Source organism: Streptomyces sp. NPDC088923, from assembly GCF_044749745.1.
Lineage (GTDB): Bacteria > Actinomycetota > Actinomycetes > Streptomycetales > Streptomycetaceae > Streptomyces.
Genome location: NZ_JBIVIO010000001.1, coordinates 1,502,746 through 1,517,862, shown reverse-complemented (window position 1 = coordinate 1,517,862; position 15,117 = coordinate 1,502,746). Strand labels below are relative to the sequence as shown.

The window sequence follows — 15,117 nt, the reverse complement described above, 5'->3', positions numbered from 1 at the left end:
TCGCGCTCGGGAGGCGCCGGGGGAATGCCCTGCATGTCATTCATCGTGCGTCCTCCTGCGAATTGTCGGCGTGCGTGGAGCTGACCGACGCCGGGACCCGGGCCACGCTGATGAGATCCGCGCCGAGTCTTCGCCGCGCCCGGTGCAGGCGGGACTTGACCGTTCCGACCGCCACCCGCAGCACCTCCGCCGCTGCCCGCTGGTCCAGGCCGGACCACACGCACAGCTCGATGACCTCGCGTTCGTGGCGCGGCAGCCGGGCCAGCGCCCGGTGGATCTCCGACATGCGGCGCTCGTCGTCCACCCGGTGGGCGACGCGCTCTGCGTGGTCGCCCACCTGTTCGTCGTGCGAGACGAGTCGGCGCAGCAGGGCGTCGGCCCGTCTCAGGCGCCGTCTGGTGTTCGACAGCAGGCGGTCCGCGATCCCGAGCAGCCAGGGAAGAGCCGAGTCGCGGTCGAGCACCGTCTCTGCCCGGCGCCGCCAGGCGTGCAGGAAGACCGTCGAGGTGAGGTCCTCGGCCTCGGACCAGTCGGCCGTCCGCCGGAAGACGTAGTTGTAGACGGCCTTGCCGTGCCGGTCGAAGATCCGGCCGAACGCCTCGCGGTCGCCGTCGACGGCCCACGTCCACAGCTCACGGTCGGATATCTCCCCGACCGGGGCGGCGGGATCAGCGTCGTTCAGTTCCATGCTCTGTACGTGTCCGGCTCAGGGGCGGAGGTTCCCGCCGGAGGTGATCTGTTCTCGGGGACGTCGAGAAGCCGCGGGGAGGGGCAGGGCGAAGCCGTACGCGCGACCGCGGCCCCCCGGTCGGAACCGGGGGGCCGCGGAGAGGACTTCGGCTCTGGAGCGGCGGCTCAGAGCATCGGCTCAGGAGAGAGTGTACGTAGTGACCTGGTGGATGCCGTTGTCCTGGACGAGGTACCGGCCGCCCAGGTCCTCGGCGATCCGGTCCATGCCGTAGTCGTCGCCGTTGAGCGAGAGAACTTCCGCACTGCCGTCGCCGTCGAGGTCGGCGGCGAGCTGGTTGCGGCCCCCGGTCAGGGCCACGCGGCCGAGGCTGGGGACGTACGAGTCCGGGGTGCCGAAGATCTCCGGGCTCCAGGCGTAGAGACCGCCCTCGACCCCGCCGATCAGGAGTTTGCGGCCACCGGGGCCGGTGGCGAAGCCACCGCCGTAGGACTGCGGGACGGTGTAGACGGTGGTGTCCTCGGTGCCCTCGCCGTGGAAGGCGCGGAAGGAGGACGTCCCCGCCTCGTAGAGGACGCCGTCGTCGGTGAAGAAGTCGTTGTGCGTCCACAGGCCGCCCAGGGTGGTGGCGTGGACGACCTCGCCGGTGCGGCCGTCGCGGATCTCCATGTACTGGTGCGGGCTGACGCCGTCGGTGGAGCCGACTCCCGCTTGGGCCTGGATGTCCCAGAGGTAGACGACCGCGTGACCCTTGGCGTACGGGATGTCCGGCGATGCGTAGGTCGCGTGGTAGGAGAGCGCGGCGTGGATCACGCCATCGGTCGCGGCTGCCGGGGCCTTGGGCGCCAGGTCCCACTTCGCCTTCCCGGTACGGGCGTTGAGGGCGACCGCGTGGGCTCCGGCGTCGGGCAGGTTGATCGACCCGCGCTTGGAGTACGAGACGTACACCCGCCCGTCGCTCGTGGTGGGGTCGGAGAAGACCTGGTCGTCGGGCTTGCCGGGCGCGGCGTAGGACCAGAGCTGGTGCCCGTCGCCGGAGTAGGCGTCGAGCGTGCCGCTCGGGACGAGGAGGTCGAGCGTCCCGTCGCCGTCGAGGTCGGCGAGGTGGACGGAGCGCAGGAAGCGGCCGTCGCCGTCGATCGTGGTCAGCGTCTTGCCCGTGCGGGCGCTCAGGACGACGACGGCGCTGTCGGCGGCCACGACGATCTCGGGCTTGCCGTCGCCGTTGACGTCACCGGTCTCGATGTCGTGGACGGCGCCGGGGACGGTGGCCTGCCAGAGCTTCTCGGGCTTCCCGGAGGCGAGCGAGGGGCCCGAGTAGGCCCAGACGCCGTTCGAGGAGCCGCCCATGACGACGTCGTCCGCGCCGTCCTTGTTCACGTCGGTCGCCTTGGCGTAGGCGATGTCGGCGCGCAGCGGCGTCAGGGATTCGCGCTTGCCGTTGGCGAGCCGGTAGGTGCGGACGTTCTCGCTCTGGTCGACGACCCGGACGTGGCTGCCCTTGGCGTCCTCGAAGACCTCCTGGTACATCGGCGAGGCGCCGAGGCCCTTCTCCTGCCACTTGACGGCGCCCTTGCCCGAGAACACGGTGAGGCGCGCGTACCGGGCGCCACCCATGTTCTCGGCGTCGCCGTTCTTCTCGTCGTCCTGGGCGGACGTGACGAGCCTGCCGTCCACGACCTGGAGGCGCCAGATGCTCGCGCCGTCGGTGGTGTTGCCGGGGTCGCGCTTGAGGGTGGACGACCACAGCGCCTTGTGCGGGTCGGTGCCGTCGAGCGCGCGCACGGTGCTCGCGTTGACGTACAGGTTGTCGTCGAGCGAGGACTCGGCGACCGCGTACTCGTCGCCGTCGCGGGAGGTGAGGTCACCGACCGCGAGGGCGGTGGGCAGCACGTTGACGCGGCTGTCGAGCGTCGCGCGGCGCCCGGTCCCGAGGTCGTACGCGGCGATCTCGTAGCGCACTCCGTCGGTCGCGTCGGCCTGCTCGACGGCGACGAGCCGCTTGCGTGCGCTGTCCAGACGCAGTTGACGGCTGTACAGGAGGCTGTCCGTGGACCAGGTGACGGAGCCGTCAGCGGCGGAGAGGAGAAGGGTGCGCCCCATGCCCCCGCTGGTCTCGGTCTTGGCACGGTCCCAGGACACGGCGACCCGGCCCTTGCCGAGGTCCTGGAGGTCGCCCCAGCTCACGGGGCCGCTCTCGCCGGTGTCGTACGTCCATGTCGAGGCCGGGGTGAGGGCGCCGGCCTTGTACGTGAAGCGGGTGCCGGTGAGCTTCGCCGTGTCCGTGGCGGGGGCGTTCATGTTCTGCCGGGGCGAGTCGGCGATCAGCAGCGTGCGGTCGACGATCTTCACGTGGGTGGCGTAGTCGTACAGCTTCGACCACACCGTGGCGCCGGTCTTCCCGTCGACCACCGTCACGAAGGTGCCGTTCGGCAGGGTCGATCCGGGCGAGGTGAAGGGGCGGTAGGGCACCACTCCGACGCTCGCGGTGAAGACCAGGTCGTCGGTGCCGTCGCCGGTCAGGTCGCCCGTCGCGTAACCGCTGTCGGAGGTGGGCGTGAAGGGCGAGACGGCGTTGTAGCCCATCAGGATGCGGGCCGGGTACGGCTCGGTCTGCCAGGGGCGCTGCGGGGTGACCTTCCAGTCCGTGTAGAGCGAGGAGTTGGTGCGCTCCCAGACGGAGGTGCCGTCGGCGGCGTGGCGCTGCACGGTGCCGAGGCTGGTGAGGAGGAAGTAGTCGCCGTTCTTGCCGACCGGCACGGTGGCGCCCATGCCGCGTACGCCTTCGAGCGTGGAGGCGGCGGTGAAGGTGACGGGCGCGTCGTCGGCGTCCGTCCTCGCGTCCTTGCCCGCGGTCTTCGGGGCCGTGGTGCCCTTCGGCTTCGTGGGCTCCTGTGCCTTGCCGCCGTCGCCGTACGGGTCCAGTGCGGCGTGCGCGGCGAGCTTGTCGGCCTGGGCACTGCTGAGCTTCATGGCGCCGCTGCCCGCCGGGTCGGCGGCGAGCGCCTGCGGGGCCAGGCTCACGCAGAGCCCGGTGACCGCCAGGGCGGAGGCGAGCCGCAGGGCCCGCCGGGTGTGGTGGGGGGTCATCCCTGGGCTCCCTGGGAGAAGCGGACGGCGGAACCGTCCGTGAGCACGGGCTGGTCGTAGGAGTAGGCGAGCGCGTCGCTGCCCGTCTGGTTCTGGAGGCCGACCGTGGCGGACGCGCCGTGGTCGGGGACGGTGCGGTACTGCGTCGTGACGGCGCCGCTCGCCTCGTCGAAGAGGACCTCGAAGGTCGCGCGCCCGGTGGTGCCGGTGGCGTAGGCGGCGTCGGTCCACACGACGGCGAAGGTGCGTGCCCCCTTCTTGCCGGTCGTGGCCGTCTTCACGGAGGACTTCTTGTCGAGGACGAGGTCGTCCCAGAGCGCGGCGACGAAGCCGTTGGGGTTGTGGGCGGTCGGGAGGTCGGTGTTGGCGTAGTCACCGACGCGGGGGGCGAGGAAGTCGAGCATCCCGTTGGTGGTGACGGAGGTGGTGGAGTACGAGACGCCGTAGAGCTTCACGGGGAAGGGCAGCGTGATCGTCGTGGCGTCCTCGTCCCCGCTCAGGGCCACCTTCTTGGTGCCGTCGATCCAGGAGTACGCGGCCGGGGCGCACGAGTTGCCGAAGGCGTCCGCGCGCGCGGGCAGGCGGACGTCCCGCTTCAGGTCGGCGGCGACGGTGACGGTGTCGGCGGACTCGCCGTCGCAGAGCACGGGTGCGGCGGGCCGCACGCTCAGCGTGTACGTGCCCTCGGCGACGGCCGGGAGCTTGTACGTGCCCTTGGCGTTGGTGGTGACGGCGGGGACGGGCGTCCCGGCGACGGAGACGCGCGCGCCGGCGAGGGGCTTGCCCGTGACGTCGCGGACGGTTCCCGTGACCTTGTGCGCGGCGACGGCGGTGAGCGCGAAGTCGCGGCCGAGGTCCTGGTTCTCGCCGAGCGTGAGGCCGGAGGCGGTGGTGTCCGCGTAGCCGTAACCGGAGACGGTGAGGTCGTACGTGCCGGGGGCGAGCGAGAGGCGGTAGGTGCCCTCGGGGCCGGTGGTGACGGACCGGGCGGCGTGGCCGTCCTGCGTGGCCTCGACGGTGACGCCGCCGAGCGGAGCGCCGGTGGCCTTGTCCGTCACGGTGCCGGTCACGGTGGCGGCGGTGTGCGGGGCCTTGTCGACGGAGGCGAGGATGTCGAGCTTGCCCTCGCCCCAGACGTTGTTGCGGGCGGCGGTGCCGCCGCAGTGGGTGTCGTCCACGTCCCTGGCGCCCTGGGCGAGGAGCGCGCGGGTCGCGTCGATGTCGCCGACGAGCGAGGGGGCGGCCGACCACAGGAGCGCCACGGCGCCCGCGACGTGCGGCGTCGCCATCGACGTACCGGACTCGGTGTTGTACGCGGAGCCGGGCCACGTGGAACGGACGTCCACGCCGGGCGCGGCGAGGTCGGGCTTGGCGGAGCCGTCGACGAGGGAGGGGCCGAAGCCGGAGAAGGAGGCGATCTTGCCGCCGGAGTCGTAGGCGCCGATGCCGTAGGCGGGGGCCTGCGAGCCGGGGGCGTGGGCGGTGGAGCAGGTGGTGCCGTCGCCGTCGTTGCCCGCCGCGAAGGCCTCGAAGATGCCGGCGGCGTTCCACGCCTCGACGATGTCCTGGTAGAACGTCGTGTCGTCGCCGCCCCAGGAGTTGTTGACGATGTTCGGCGCGAGGTCGGGGCGCGGGTTCTGCCCGTTGTGGTCGGTCGGGGCGAGAATCCACTGCCCGGCCTTCAGCAGCGAGGAGTCGGAGCACGAGGAGGTCTCGCAGCCCTTGGCGGCGATCCAGCGGGCGCCGGGGGCCACGCCGATGCCGTGCGCGCCGACCATGGTGCCCATGGTGTGGGTGCCGTGGCCGTTGTTGTCGCAGGGGACGCCGCTCGTGCCGCACTGCCCGGTCGCGTCGTACCAGTTGTAGTCGTGCGTGAAGGAGCCGTCGCCGTTGTTGCCCCGGTAGGAGCCCACGAGGTCCGGGTGGTCGTACTGGACGCCGGAGTCGACGTTGGCGATGACGATGCCCTCGCCGCGGTCCTCGTACTGCTTCCAGACCTTGTCGGCCTCGATGTCCGCGACGCCCCACTCGGGGGTGTCCGCGTCGGCGTCGGTGCGGGAGGCGGTGACGCGCGCGTCGGAGGTCTCGATGCCGTCCAGCGCGTAGTGGTGGTCGGGGACGACCTGGGCGACGTCGGAGCGGGCCGCGAGCGTGGCGGCGAGTTCCTTGTCACCGGTGACCTGGACGGTGTTGGCGATCCAGTAGTCCTGGTGCCCGACCTTCTTCTTGTCGAGGTACGCGCGCAGCGGTGCCTGCGTCGCGTCGGCCTTGGCGCGCAGCTTCTCGAAGGCGTTCTGGGCGCGGGCCGCGTGCGAGGACTTGCCGCGTGCGCCGGACAGGTCGGCCTGGTCCTTGAGGACGACGAAGAAGGACGTCTCGTCGCTCTTGGCGAAGGCGCGCGAGAGCGCGGGGTCCAGCGCGGCGGCGGGCGCGGCGGGCCCGGCGGCGACGGCGGGCAGGGAGGCGGTCAGCAGGGCGGTCGCGGACAAGGCGGCCGCCGCCCACAGGGCGCGTGCGCGCAGCGGTGGTAGGGGCAGAGGCATCGGCGGTGCTCCTCCGGAGACGGTACGGGGGAGTCCGCACGCTAGGGAGGGGCCGTTACTCGGCCATTACAGCGATCCGGGCCACTTGCCCCTGACCTGGCACCGCGTCCCGCGCCGCCCGGCCGCCCTCACCACGCCTCCGACTCCTCCCCGTCCTCCCCCGGACGCCCTTCTGCTCCCACGGCCTTCGCCGCCCGTCCCCGCACCCGCGTCGCGAGCGCGGGCAGGAGGAGTACGGAGAGCATCGCCGCGCACACGAGGGACGCGGCCCGGTCCGTGCCCAGCAGCTTCTGGTCCACGCCGATCGTCGTGATGGCGACGACGAGCGGCAGGCACGTCGCCGAGAACAGCGCGAGCGCCAGCCGGTCGGCGCGATCCAGGTCACGCGGCGCGAAGAGGTACACGGGCCCGCCCCGTACCAGCAGGAACAGGGCGAGGAAGGCGGGCACGAGCAGCAGCGAGACGGTGTCGTGCAGGAGCGCGTCCAGGTCGAACTCGATGCCGGTGACGATGTAGAAGAGCGGCACGAGGAAGCCGAAGCCCAGCGCCTCCACCCTGCCGACGATCTCCTCGCTGCTTCCCGGGACCGTCCGCCGCAGGACGAGCCGGGTCAGGACGCCCGCGGCGAAGGCGCCGAGGAGCACGTCCAGCCCGAAGACCCCGGCGAGGGCGAGCATGGAGGCGAGCAGCAGCATGACGAAGCGGACCGCGAACTGGCCGCTGCTGTGCAGGGTCAGCTCGGTCAGCTCGCCGAACCAGGGCGGGCGCGGGCGCAGCGCCCAGAAGACGGCCGCGGCGGTGATCGCGCCGAAGGCGGCGAGGAGCGCGGCGGACTCGGCGGGGCGCCGCCCGCTGAGCAGCAGCGCCATGGCGACCACGGGACCGAACTCACCGACCGCGCCGAAGCCCGAGACGACCGTCCCGAAGCGGCCGCGCAGTTGACCGCTGTCGCGCAGCATCGGCAGCACCGTGCCGAGCGCGGTGCTCGTCAGCGCCGTCCCGACGACGAACGCCTTGAAGACCTCGCCCTCGCTCACCAGGAAGCCGAGACCGATGCCGAGGGCGAGCGAGAGGGGCCACGCGCTCAGCGCGCGGCGCAGCGTGTCCCCGCGCACGGCGCCGAAGTCGATCTCGTACCCCGCCAGGAAGATCAGCATCGACAGCCCGAGGTCGGAGAGCGCGTCCACGACCGTGTCGGGGTGCGCCCAGTCCAGGACGTGGGGGCCGAGGAGGACGCCGAGGACGATCTCGAAGACGACGAGCGGGACGCGGGCGACGCGCCGGGTCGCGTGCACGAGCAGCGGGGCCAGGACGGCGGCGGCGAGGACGAGGACGAGCGTGCCGGAGTGCTTCACGACGCACCGTCACCGCGCCGGTTCCGGGCCGGGGGCAGCTCTTGGGTCATGCCAAGCAGCGTCACCGCCGCGTCCGCGCCCCGCGCGTCCTGTGAGCCACCCGGGCCACCCGGGCGGCCACCGGCAGCGCCGGGCACACGTGCCCCTGCGGCCCGGGGCCTCCCCAGACCCCGGGCCGCGCCCTGTTCCGCAGCCTCGTGTACCCCGGTCCCGGGCACGTAGACGTGCGGTTTCCGCGAGGGTTTGTGGCGGGGTTTCGCCGGGGTGGGGGGTTGTGCGTACGGTGGTGAAGCCGACGCGCCTCCCGAAGGGGCGCGGCGGCGGCAGGCCGGGAGGAGGTGAGGGGCCCGCGGAGCGAGCCCCGCCCACATGACACGACCAGCCGAACGCACCGAAGCCCACGCGCCCACCGCGCACCCCCACACCGCGAGGAAGTCCGTCCCCACGCAAGCACCCCCCACCCCGCGAGGCCCCGCCGACGCGCGGGCTCCCGAGCACGCCCCGACCACCCCCCGTACCCCCCTCGACCACGTCCCGCCCCCCGCCCTCCGCGCGGGCTCCGACGGGCTCGTGCGCGAGATCAACGGCGCGGCGGCGCTGCTGCTGCCCCGCACCGCCCCCGGCGGCCCGCTCGCCGGCACGGCGCCCGACTGGTTCGCCGGCGCCCACGCGCGGGCCGTCCGCGAGAACCTGCCGGGCATCGCGCGCGGGGCGCTCGGCGGACGCACGTACGAGGCGAGCCCGGTACGGCACGAGGGCGGCGAGTTCACGTGGTGGCTGCGCGACGCGGGCGAGGAGGAGCGGCTGCGTGCCGCGCTCCACGCCGAGCGGGCCCGTACCGCCCTGCTCGACGAGGCGTCGACCCAGCTCCTCTCCTCGCTCAACGCCGACCGCGCCCTCGCCATCACCGCGCGCCTCGCGGCACGGCACCTCGCCGACGCCGCCGTCGTCGTCTCACCGTGGCGCGGCCGTCGCGTCGAACTCGTCCTCGGGGTCGCGGGCGGCGAGCCGCGGACGCGTTCCGTACGCGCCGATCCGGCCGAGGTCCCGGGCCTCGTCGAGGCCTTGCAGGGCTTCCCGCCCGTGCCCTCGCGCTGGCTCGATCCCGCGCAGTTCCCCGCCTGGGCGCTGCCGGAGGGCTTCGGCACCCCGGCGTCCGTGCTCGTGACGCCGATGCCGGGACACGGCGTCCCGGCGGGCGCGCTCGTGCTGCTGCGCAAAGCGGGCGGGCAGACCTTCGGTGAGGAGGAGGAGTCCCTCGCGCGGCTCTTCGCGCTGCGCGCCGGGACCGCGGTCTCCGCCGCGCTCCTGTACGCGGAGCAGGCCGCGCTCACCAAGACCCTGACCCGCGAACTCCTCCCGCCCCCGCTGCACCGAGTGGACGGCATCGACCTCGCGGGCGGCTACCGGGCCTCCGCCGACCGCGAGCGCGTCGGCGGCGACTTCTACGACGTCCACCCGGCCGCCGAGGGGACGGACGGCGAGTGCTTCGTCGTCCTCGGCGACGTGTGCGGCAAGGGACTCGAAGCGGCGATCCTCACCGGCAAGATCCGCAACACGCTGCACGCGCTGCTCCCGCTCGCCGCCGACCACCAGCGCGTCCTCACGCTCCTCAACGCCGCGCTCCTGACGTCCCATCACACGCGGTTCGCGACGCTCGTGCTCGCCTCGGCGCGCGCGGAGGCGGGCGGCGGCGTGTGCCTGCGCGTGACGAGCGCGGGGCACCCGCAGCCGCTCCTCGTGCGCGCGGACGGCACGGTCGAGCAGGCCGGGACGCACGGCACCCTCGTCGGCGTGCTCCCCGAGGTGCACGCCACGACGGACACGGTGCGGCTCGCGCCGGGCGAGACGTGCCTGCTGTACACGGACGGCATCACGGAGGCGAAGGGCGGGCCGCTCGGCGAGACGATGTTCGGCGAGGACCGGCTGCGCAGGGCGGCGGGCGAGTGCGCGGGGATGCCCGCGGGCGCGATCGTGGAGCGGGTGCGGATGCTCGCGGAGGAGTGGGTCGGCGCGGGCCGCCACGACGACATGGCGGTGGTGGCGATCACGGCGCCGAAGCGGGGGCCGAAGGCGGGGTCGGGCGGCGGTGGAGCGGCGTAGACCCGCCTTCGGCCCTGGGCCGCGGAAAGTCCGCTGGGCCCGCTCCCCTCCGGCGGGCGCCCCGCTTGGCCCGCGTAGCGCGCGGCCGGGCGGGAAGCCGCGTGTACTGAGCGGGTAGCCGCACGGTGCGGGCCCGAACGCGGGCCCGCGCCGATGGATGGATGTACCGCGCACCGAGCGCGGCCGGTTCCTGGGAGAGGTTGATGACGAGCACGGTGACGGCACCGCCGCCGCGGACCGAGACGTGGGCCGAGCGGCTGTGGGTCCCGGTCGCCGCGGGCGACGAGGACGCTGCCGCCGCGGTGGTGCGCGAGGCGTACGGGGCCGGGCTCGACGCGGAGAGCGTGCTGCTCGACGTCATCGCCGCGGTGCAGCGGCGCGTCGGCGCCGAGTGGGCGGCGAACCGGCTGAGCGTCGCGCGCGAGCACGCGGCGACGGCCGTCAACGAGCAGTGCGTCGGGGTGCTGCGGCACTCGACGCCGCCCGCCGTGCCCGCGCCGGGCGCGGGGCGGATCGTCGTGGCGTGCGTGGACGGCGAGTGGCACGGGCTGCCCGCGCGGCTGCTCGCGGAGGTGCTGCGGCTGCGCGGCTGGCACGTGGACCATCTCGGCGCGCAGGTCCCGGCGCCGCACCTCATCGGCCACCTGCACCGTACGGGCGCCGACGCCGTCGCGCTCTCGGGCTCGCTCGCGCCCCGCCTGCCCGTCGCGCACGCGACGCTGACCGCGTGCCAGGCGGTCGGCGTGCCCGTACTCGTCGGCGGCGCCGCCTTCGGCCACGACGGCCGCTACGCGCGCCTCCTCGGCGCGGACGCCTGGGCACCCGACGCGCGCGCCGCCGCCGACCGCCTCGCGCGCGGCCCGCTGCCGCCCCCGCCGCGCGACCACGTCACGAGCGCCGACCTGCCGCACCTCGCGGACCAGGAGTACACCTTCGTGACGCGCTCGCGTCAGGAGCTGGTCCGGGCCGTCTTCGACGGGCTGCTCGACCGCTACCCGCCGATGCGCGCGTACACCGCGCTCCAGCGCGAGCACACGGCCGAGGACCTCGACCACGTCGTGGTGCATCTCGCGACGGCGTTGTACGTGGACGACGCGGACCTCTTCACGGGCTTTTTGACCTGGACCGCCTCGATCCTCGCGGCACGCGGCGTCCCCGCCGCCTCGCTGCTCCCCGCCCTCGCCGTCCTCGCGGAGCGCCTGCACGACTTCCCCCGCGCGCTCGGCCTGCTCGCGGCGGGCACGGAGGCGGTACGGGGCGCGGCCACGGAGACGGTACGCGGCGCGGGCGCGGGGGCGGTGCGCGGCGCGGGCGCGGAGGCGGTGCGGGGTGACGACGCGGCCGGTGCCGAGTCGTCCCGTACCGACGGCGAGGACCCCCGATGACCGCTCCTCCCCCGCCCGGCGGCCTCCGCCTCGAACACCGGGCCGCCGCCCCCGGCCGCCTCGTCATCGCGCTCGTCGGCGACCTCGACTACGACACCGCCGAGCAGCTCGGGAATGAAGTCGTCACGGCTCTGGACACGCCCGGTCTCACCGCGCTCGCGCTCGACTGCGCCGGTCTGGAGGGCTGCGACTCGATGGGCCTCGCCGTCCTCCTCCAGGTGCGCAGACACACCGACAGGGCGGGGGTGCGGCTCACCCTGGAGAGACCGCCGGACTCGCTGCGGCGACTCCTCGGGCTGACCGGCACGAGCGCGCACTTCGGCGTCGAACCGGTGTGAGACCGCCGCCCGGTCGGGGTGGTCAGTCGAGGTGGAGGCGGTGGCGCAGGCGCAGCGCGGTGGCGATCTCGGTGAGGCCGACCGCGAGCAGCCAGATCCCCGCCACGAGGATGAGCGCCCACGCGGAGGCGAAGGGCGAGACGACGAGGACGACCCCGGCGAGGGCGGCGAGCACACCGAGCAGGAGTTGCCAGCCGCGCGCCGGGCTCGCGGGTTCGGCGAGCGCGGCGACCACCTGGGTGAGCCCCCGGAAGAGCCACCCGATGCCGATCCACAGCGCGAGCAGCAGCACGGACTGCGTGGCGCCCCGGAAGCAGAAGAGCCCGAGCAGTACGGAGAGCGCCCCGCTCACGAAGCCGAGCACACGCATTCCGGCGTCGGTGTGCGTTCCCGTCGCCGCCACCAGTTGCACCACCCCGCTGACCACCAGGTACACCCCGAAGAGCACCCCCGCGACGCGCAAGGAGGACCCCGGCCACACCAGGACCAGCACCCCCAGCACGACCGAGGCGAGCCCCGCGAGCAGCACCACCCACCAGGCGGCCCGCGCGAGCCTGCGCAGGGGATCGGGCAACTCGTCCCGACCGGGCCCCGGCCGGGGCGGCGGCATGGCACCGGGATACGAGGGCTGCTCGGCATGGCTCATGCCCCAACTGTGGGACGGGCACGAGGGGCGCGCCACCGGAGCGGGGACCGGGGGGCGGGGTGCGGCGACCCCTCCCGCCGGCCTCCGGGTTCCCGTCCCGTCCTCGGCACGGAACGCTAGCTTCCGGGGTAGGGCGCGGCTCCGCGCCCGGGGCCCCGCCGGTGCGGTCCCGTGTGCCGGGTACCGGGGCCCACCGGGGCGGGACGGGCCGGACGCTCCGGCGCCGCCGGGAGGACACGGGCCGGACGCCCCGCCCCCACCCGCTCCGCGCGCCCCCGCCGCGACGGAGTCAGGAGGGCCGCCGCGAGGGTGCACGCCGTGAGGGCCGAGGGGGTCGCCAGGAGGGGCGCGGTGCCGGTCGCTCCCCGCTCGTGGGCCCAGGTCAGCGCGGTCGCCGCCGTCACCGCCAGCGTCAGTCCGCAGGCGAGGATCGCGTCCACGGCGCGGTGCGGGGCGCGCCGTACGTCCGGCGGCGGTGCGTCGAGCGCCGCCCAGCACGCCGCGTCCTCGCGCGCCTCCCGCCTGGCCCGTACCCACGCCGCGAGCCGCAGCGCGCCGCCCGCGAGCACTCCGGGGCCCGCGAGCGCGAGCGGCGCTCCCGTCAGGAGCAGTACCGCCGCGAGCCCCGTCGTGCCCCAGCCGCTCAGGCAGGCCAGCGCGGCGAGGCGCCGGGAGACCGGGCGGTTCGCGCCGGCCCGCAGCTCGGCGAGGGCGGGTACGTACCAGACGCAGCCCGACGCCGTGAGGACGGCCAGCGCCAGCCCGGGCACGACGGCGCTCACCGCGCGGACCCCGCTTCCGCCCCCGCCAGGGCGTTCCCCTGCGGCCCGTTCTCGCGCTGGTCCATGACCGCGATGTCCGGGTGGTGCAGGTCGAAGGCCGGGGACTCGCTGCGGATACGGGGCAGCTTGACGAAGTTGTGGCGCGGCGGCGGGCAGGACGTCGCCCACTCCAGCGAGCGCCCGAAGCCCCACGGGTCGTCGGTCTCGACCCTCTTCCCGTACTTCGCCGTCTTCCAGACGTTGTAGAAGAACGGAAGGAAGGAGAGACCGAGCAGGAACGAGCCGATCGTGGACACGGTGTTGAGGGCCGTGAAGCCGTCCGCCGCGAGGTAGTCCGCGTACCGCCTCGGCATGCCCTCCGCGCCCAGCCAGTGCTGGACGAGGAAGGTCGCGTGGAAGCCGACGGTCAGCGTCCAGAAGGTCAGTTTCCCGAGCCGTTCGTCGAGCATCTTCCCCGTGAACTTCGGCCACCAGAAGTGGAATCCGGCGAACATCGCGTACACCACCGTGCCGAACAGGGTGTAGTGGAAGTGCGCGACGACGAAGTACGAGTCCGAGACGTGGAAGTCGAGCGGCGGCGCGGCCAGGATCACGCCGGTCAGGCCGCCGAAGACGAAGGTGACGAGGAAGCCGGCCGCCCACAGCATCGGCATTTCGAAGGAGAGCGATCCCTTCCACATCGTGCCTATCCAGTTGAAGAACTTGACGCCTGTCGGCACGGCGATGAGGAAGGTCATGAAGGAGAAGAAAGGCAACAGGACCCCGCCCGTCACGTACATGTGGTGCGCCCACACGGTCACCGAGAGACCGGCGATGGCGATCGTGGCACCGATCAGGCCCACGTAACCGAACATCGGCTTACGGGAGAAGACCGGAATCACCTCGGAAATGATCCCGAAGAACGGCAGCGCGAGGATGTACACCTCGGGATGGCCGAAGAACCAGAACAGGTGCTGCCACAGCAACGCCCCGCCGTTCGCCGCGTCGAAGACGTGCGAGCCGAACTCGCGGTCGCATTCGAGCGCGAAGAGCGCGGCGGCGAGCACCGGGAACACGATGAGCACGAGCACCGCCGTGAGCAGCACGTTCCACGTGAAGATCGGCAGCCGGAACATCGTCAGTCCGGGCGCGCGCATGCAGACGATGGTGGTGATGAAGTTGACCGCGCCCGCGATCGACCCGAAGCCCGAGAGCGCCACGCCCATGATCCACAGGTCCGCGCCGAGACCGGGCGAGTGCACGGCGTCGGAGAGCGGCGCGTAGAGGAACCAGCCGAAGTCGGCGGCGCCACCGGGCGTCAGAAAGCCACCCGCCGCGATCAGCGAGCCGCACAGGAAGAGCCAGAAGGCGAGCATGTTCAGTCGCGGGAAGGCGACATCGGGAGCGCCGATCTGGAGCGGCATGATCCAGTTCGCGAAACCGGTGAAGAGCGGCATCGCGAAGAGCAGCAGCATGATCGAACCGTGCATCGTGAACGCCTGGTTGAACTGCTCGTTCGACAGGATCTGCGTCCCGGGGCGGGCGAGTTCGGCGCGCATCACGAGGGCGAGCACCCCGCCGACGACGAAGAAGACGAACGCGGAGACCAGGTAGAGCGTGCCGATCTGCTTGTGATCGGTCGTGGTGAGCCAGGTCACCCAGCCGGGGCGGGCCGGCCCCGAAGCGACGGCCTTCGCGCCACCGGCCCCCTCCCCCGGCGGGGGCGGCGGCCCTGCCGTGCCCGTGTGCCCGGCGGGCGGCTCCCGCCGTTCCTCGGCCGGGGGCCGCGAGTTTCCCCGCGCGTCCCGCTGCCGCATGTCATGTGCCTCGTCCACCGGACGGCGACCTTCCTTCCGCGAAACTGGTACGGCCGGAGGGCTCACACGCAGGGAGAGAGTGCGGTGCTCCTCCGGCCGCCCCACATGATCGGCGGCGGCGCGACCCCGGCGGCAGGGCCGAGCGGACCCCGCGCGGCGAGTGGTTCCGGGCCGGTCGGCGGGCGGTCGTGGGCCGGTCGGCGGGGGCCCGGTGGCCGGTCGGCGGGGGCCGCTCGGCCTCTGGCCGCGGGCCCGGGGGTGCCGCGTACGGTACGAGCATGAGCGACCCGCGCGAGACCAGCCCCGCCACAGCCGGGGGGACGGGCCCGGCCACCGCCGGGGGCACCCGGGAGGCCGAGCCGATCGCCCGCTGCCCGTTCCCGCACGGCGA

10 protein-coding genes are annotated in these 15,117 nt (G+C 73.8%); 3 read left to right on the top strand and 7 right to left on the bottom strand.

Going from position 1 to position 15,117, the window contains the following annotated elements; translation table 11 throughout:
- Positions 1-40: 40 nt before the first annotated feature.
- The 4 genes from ACIP4O_RS06985 to ACIP4O_RS06970 all read right to left on the bottom strand — a co-directional run bounded on the left by ACIP4O_RS06985 (position 41) and on the right by ACIP4O_RS06970 (position 7,676).
- The gene (locus ACIP4O_RS06985) at positions 41-688 is read right to left on the bottom strand and encodes an RNA polymerase sigma factor (RefSeq protein WP_401572461.1); all 648 of its coding nucleotides are present in this window, start codon (positions 686-688) and stop codon (positions 41-43) included.
- 180 nt (positions 689-868) lie between these two features.
- Positions 869-3,778 carry an FG-GAP repeat domain-containing protein gene (locus tag ACIP4O_RS06980; RefSeq protein ID WP_401572458.1) on the bottom strand — a complete coding sequence of 970 codons (2,910 nt, stop codon included), beginning with the start codon at positions 3,776-3,778 and terminating at the stop codon, positions 869-871.
- Positions 3,775-6,321, bottom strand: a complete 2,547-nt coding sequence (locus ACIP4O_RS06975; protein WP_401572455.1) for a S8 family serine peptidase — start codon at positions 6,319-6,321, stop codon at positions 3,775-3,777. The genes ACIP4O_RS06980 and ACIP4O_RS06975 overlap by 4 nt, the downstream gene beginning before the upstream one ends.
- A gap of 128 nt (positions 6,322-6,449) precedes the next feature.
- Entirely contained in the window at positions 6,450-7,676 is a 1,227-nt protein-coding gene (locus tag ACIP4O_RS06970) for a cation:proton antiporter (protein WP_401572452.1), read from the bottom strand.
- A gap of 369 nt (positions 7,677-8,045) precedes the next feature.
- Here ACIP4O_RS06970 and ACIP4O_RS06965 point away from each other — a divergent pair, with 369 nt between their 5' ends.
- The 3 genes from ACIP4O_RS06965 to ACIP4O_RS06955 all read left to right on the top strand — a co-directional run bounded on the left by ACIP4O_RS06965 (position 8,046) and on the right by ACIP4O_RS06955 (position 11,502).
- Positions 8,046-9,779: a SpoIIE family protein phosphatase gene (locus ACIP4O_RS06965; RefSeq protein ID WP_401572449.1), complete on the top strand. Its 1,734-nt coding sequence runs from the start codon at positions 8,046-8,048 to the stop codon at positions 9,777-9,779.
- A gap of 203 nt (positions 9,780-9,982) precedes the next feature.
- Positions 9,983-11,164, top strand: coding sequence for a B12-binding domain-containing protein (locus tag ACIP4O_RS06960; protein ID WP_401572446.1), 1,182 nt, complete (start codon positions 9,983-9,985; stop codon positions 11,162-11,164).
- Positions 11,161-11,502, top strand: coding sequence for an STAS domain-containing protein (locus tag ACIP4O_RS06955; RefSeq protein ID WP_401572443.1), 342 nt, complete (start codon positions 11,161-11,163; stop codon positions 11,500-11,502). Before ACIP4O_RS06960 ends, ACIP4O_RS06955 begins: the two co-directional genes overlap by 4 nt.
- Positions 11,503-11,524: 22 nt before the next feature.
- On the opposite strand, the gene ACIP4O_RS06950 is transcribed toward ACIP4O_RS06955, so the two are convergent.
- The 3 genes from ACIP4O_RS06950 to ctaD form a co-directional block, all read right to left on the bottom strand.
- The gene (locus ACIP4O_RS06950; protein ID WP_401572440.1) at positions 11,525-12,148 is read right to left on the bottom strand and encodes an HdeD family acid-resistance protein; all 624 of its coding nucleotides are present in this window, start codon (positions 12,146-12,148) and stop codon (positions 11,525-11,527) included.
- Between the two features lie 116 nt (positions 12,149-12,264).
- Positions 12,265-12,930 carry a hypothetical protein gene (locus tag ACIP4O_RS06945; RefSeq protein WP_401572437.1) on the bottom strand — a complete coding sequence of 222 codons (666 nt, stop codon included), beginning with the start codon at positions 12,928-12,930 and terminating at the stop codon, positions 12,265-12,267.
- Positions 12,927-14,567 (bottom strand): cytochrome c oxidase subunit I, encoded by a 1,641-nt coding sequence (gene ctaD, locus ACIP4O_RS06940; RefSeq protein ID WP_401573867.1) that lies wholly within the window; start codon positions 14,565-14,567, stop codon positions 12,927-12,929. Before ctaD ends, ACIP4O_RS06945 begins: the two co-directional genes overlap by 4 nt.
- Positions 14,568-15,117: the final 550 nt, after the last annotated feature.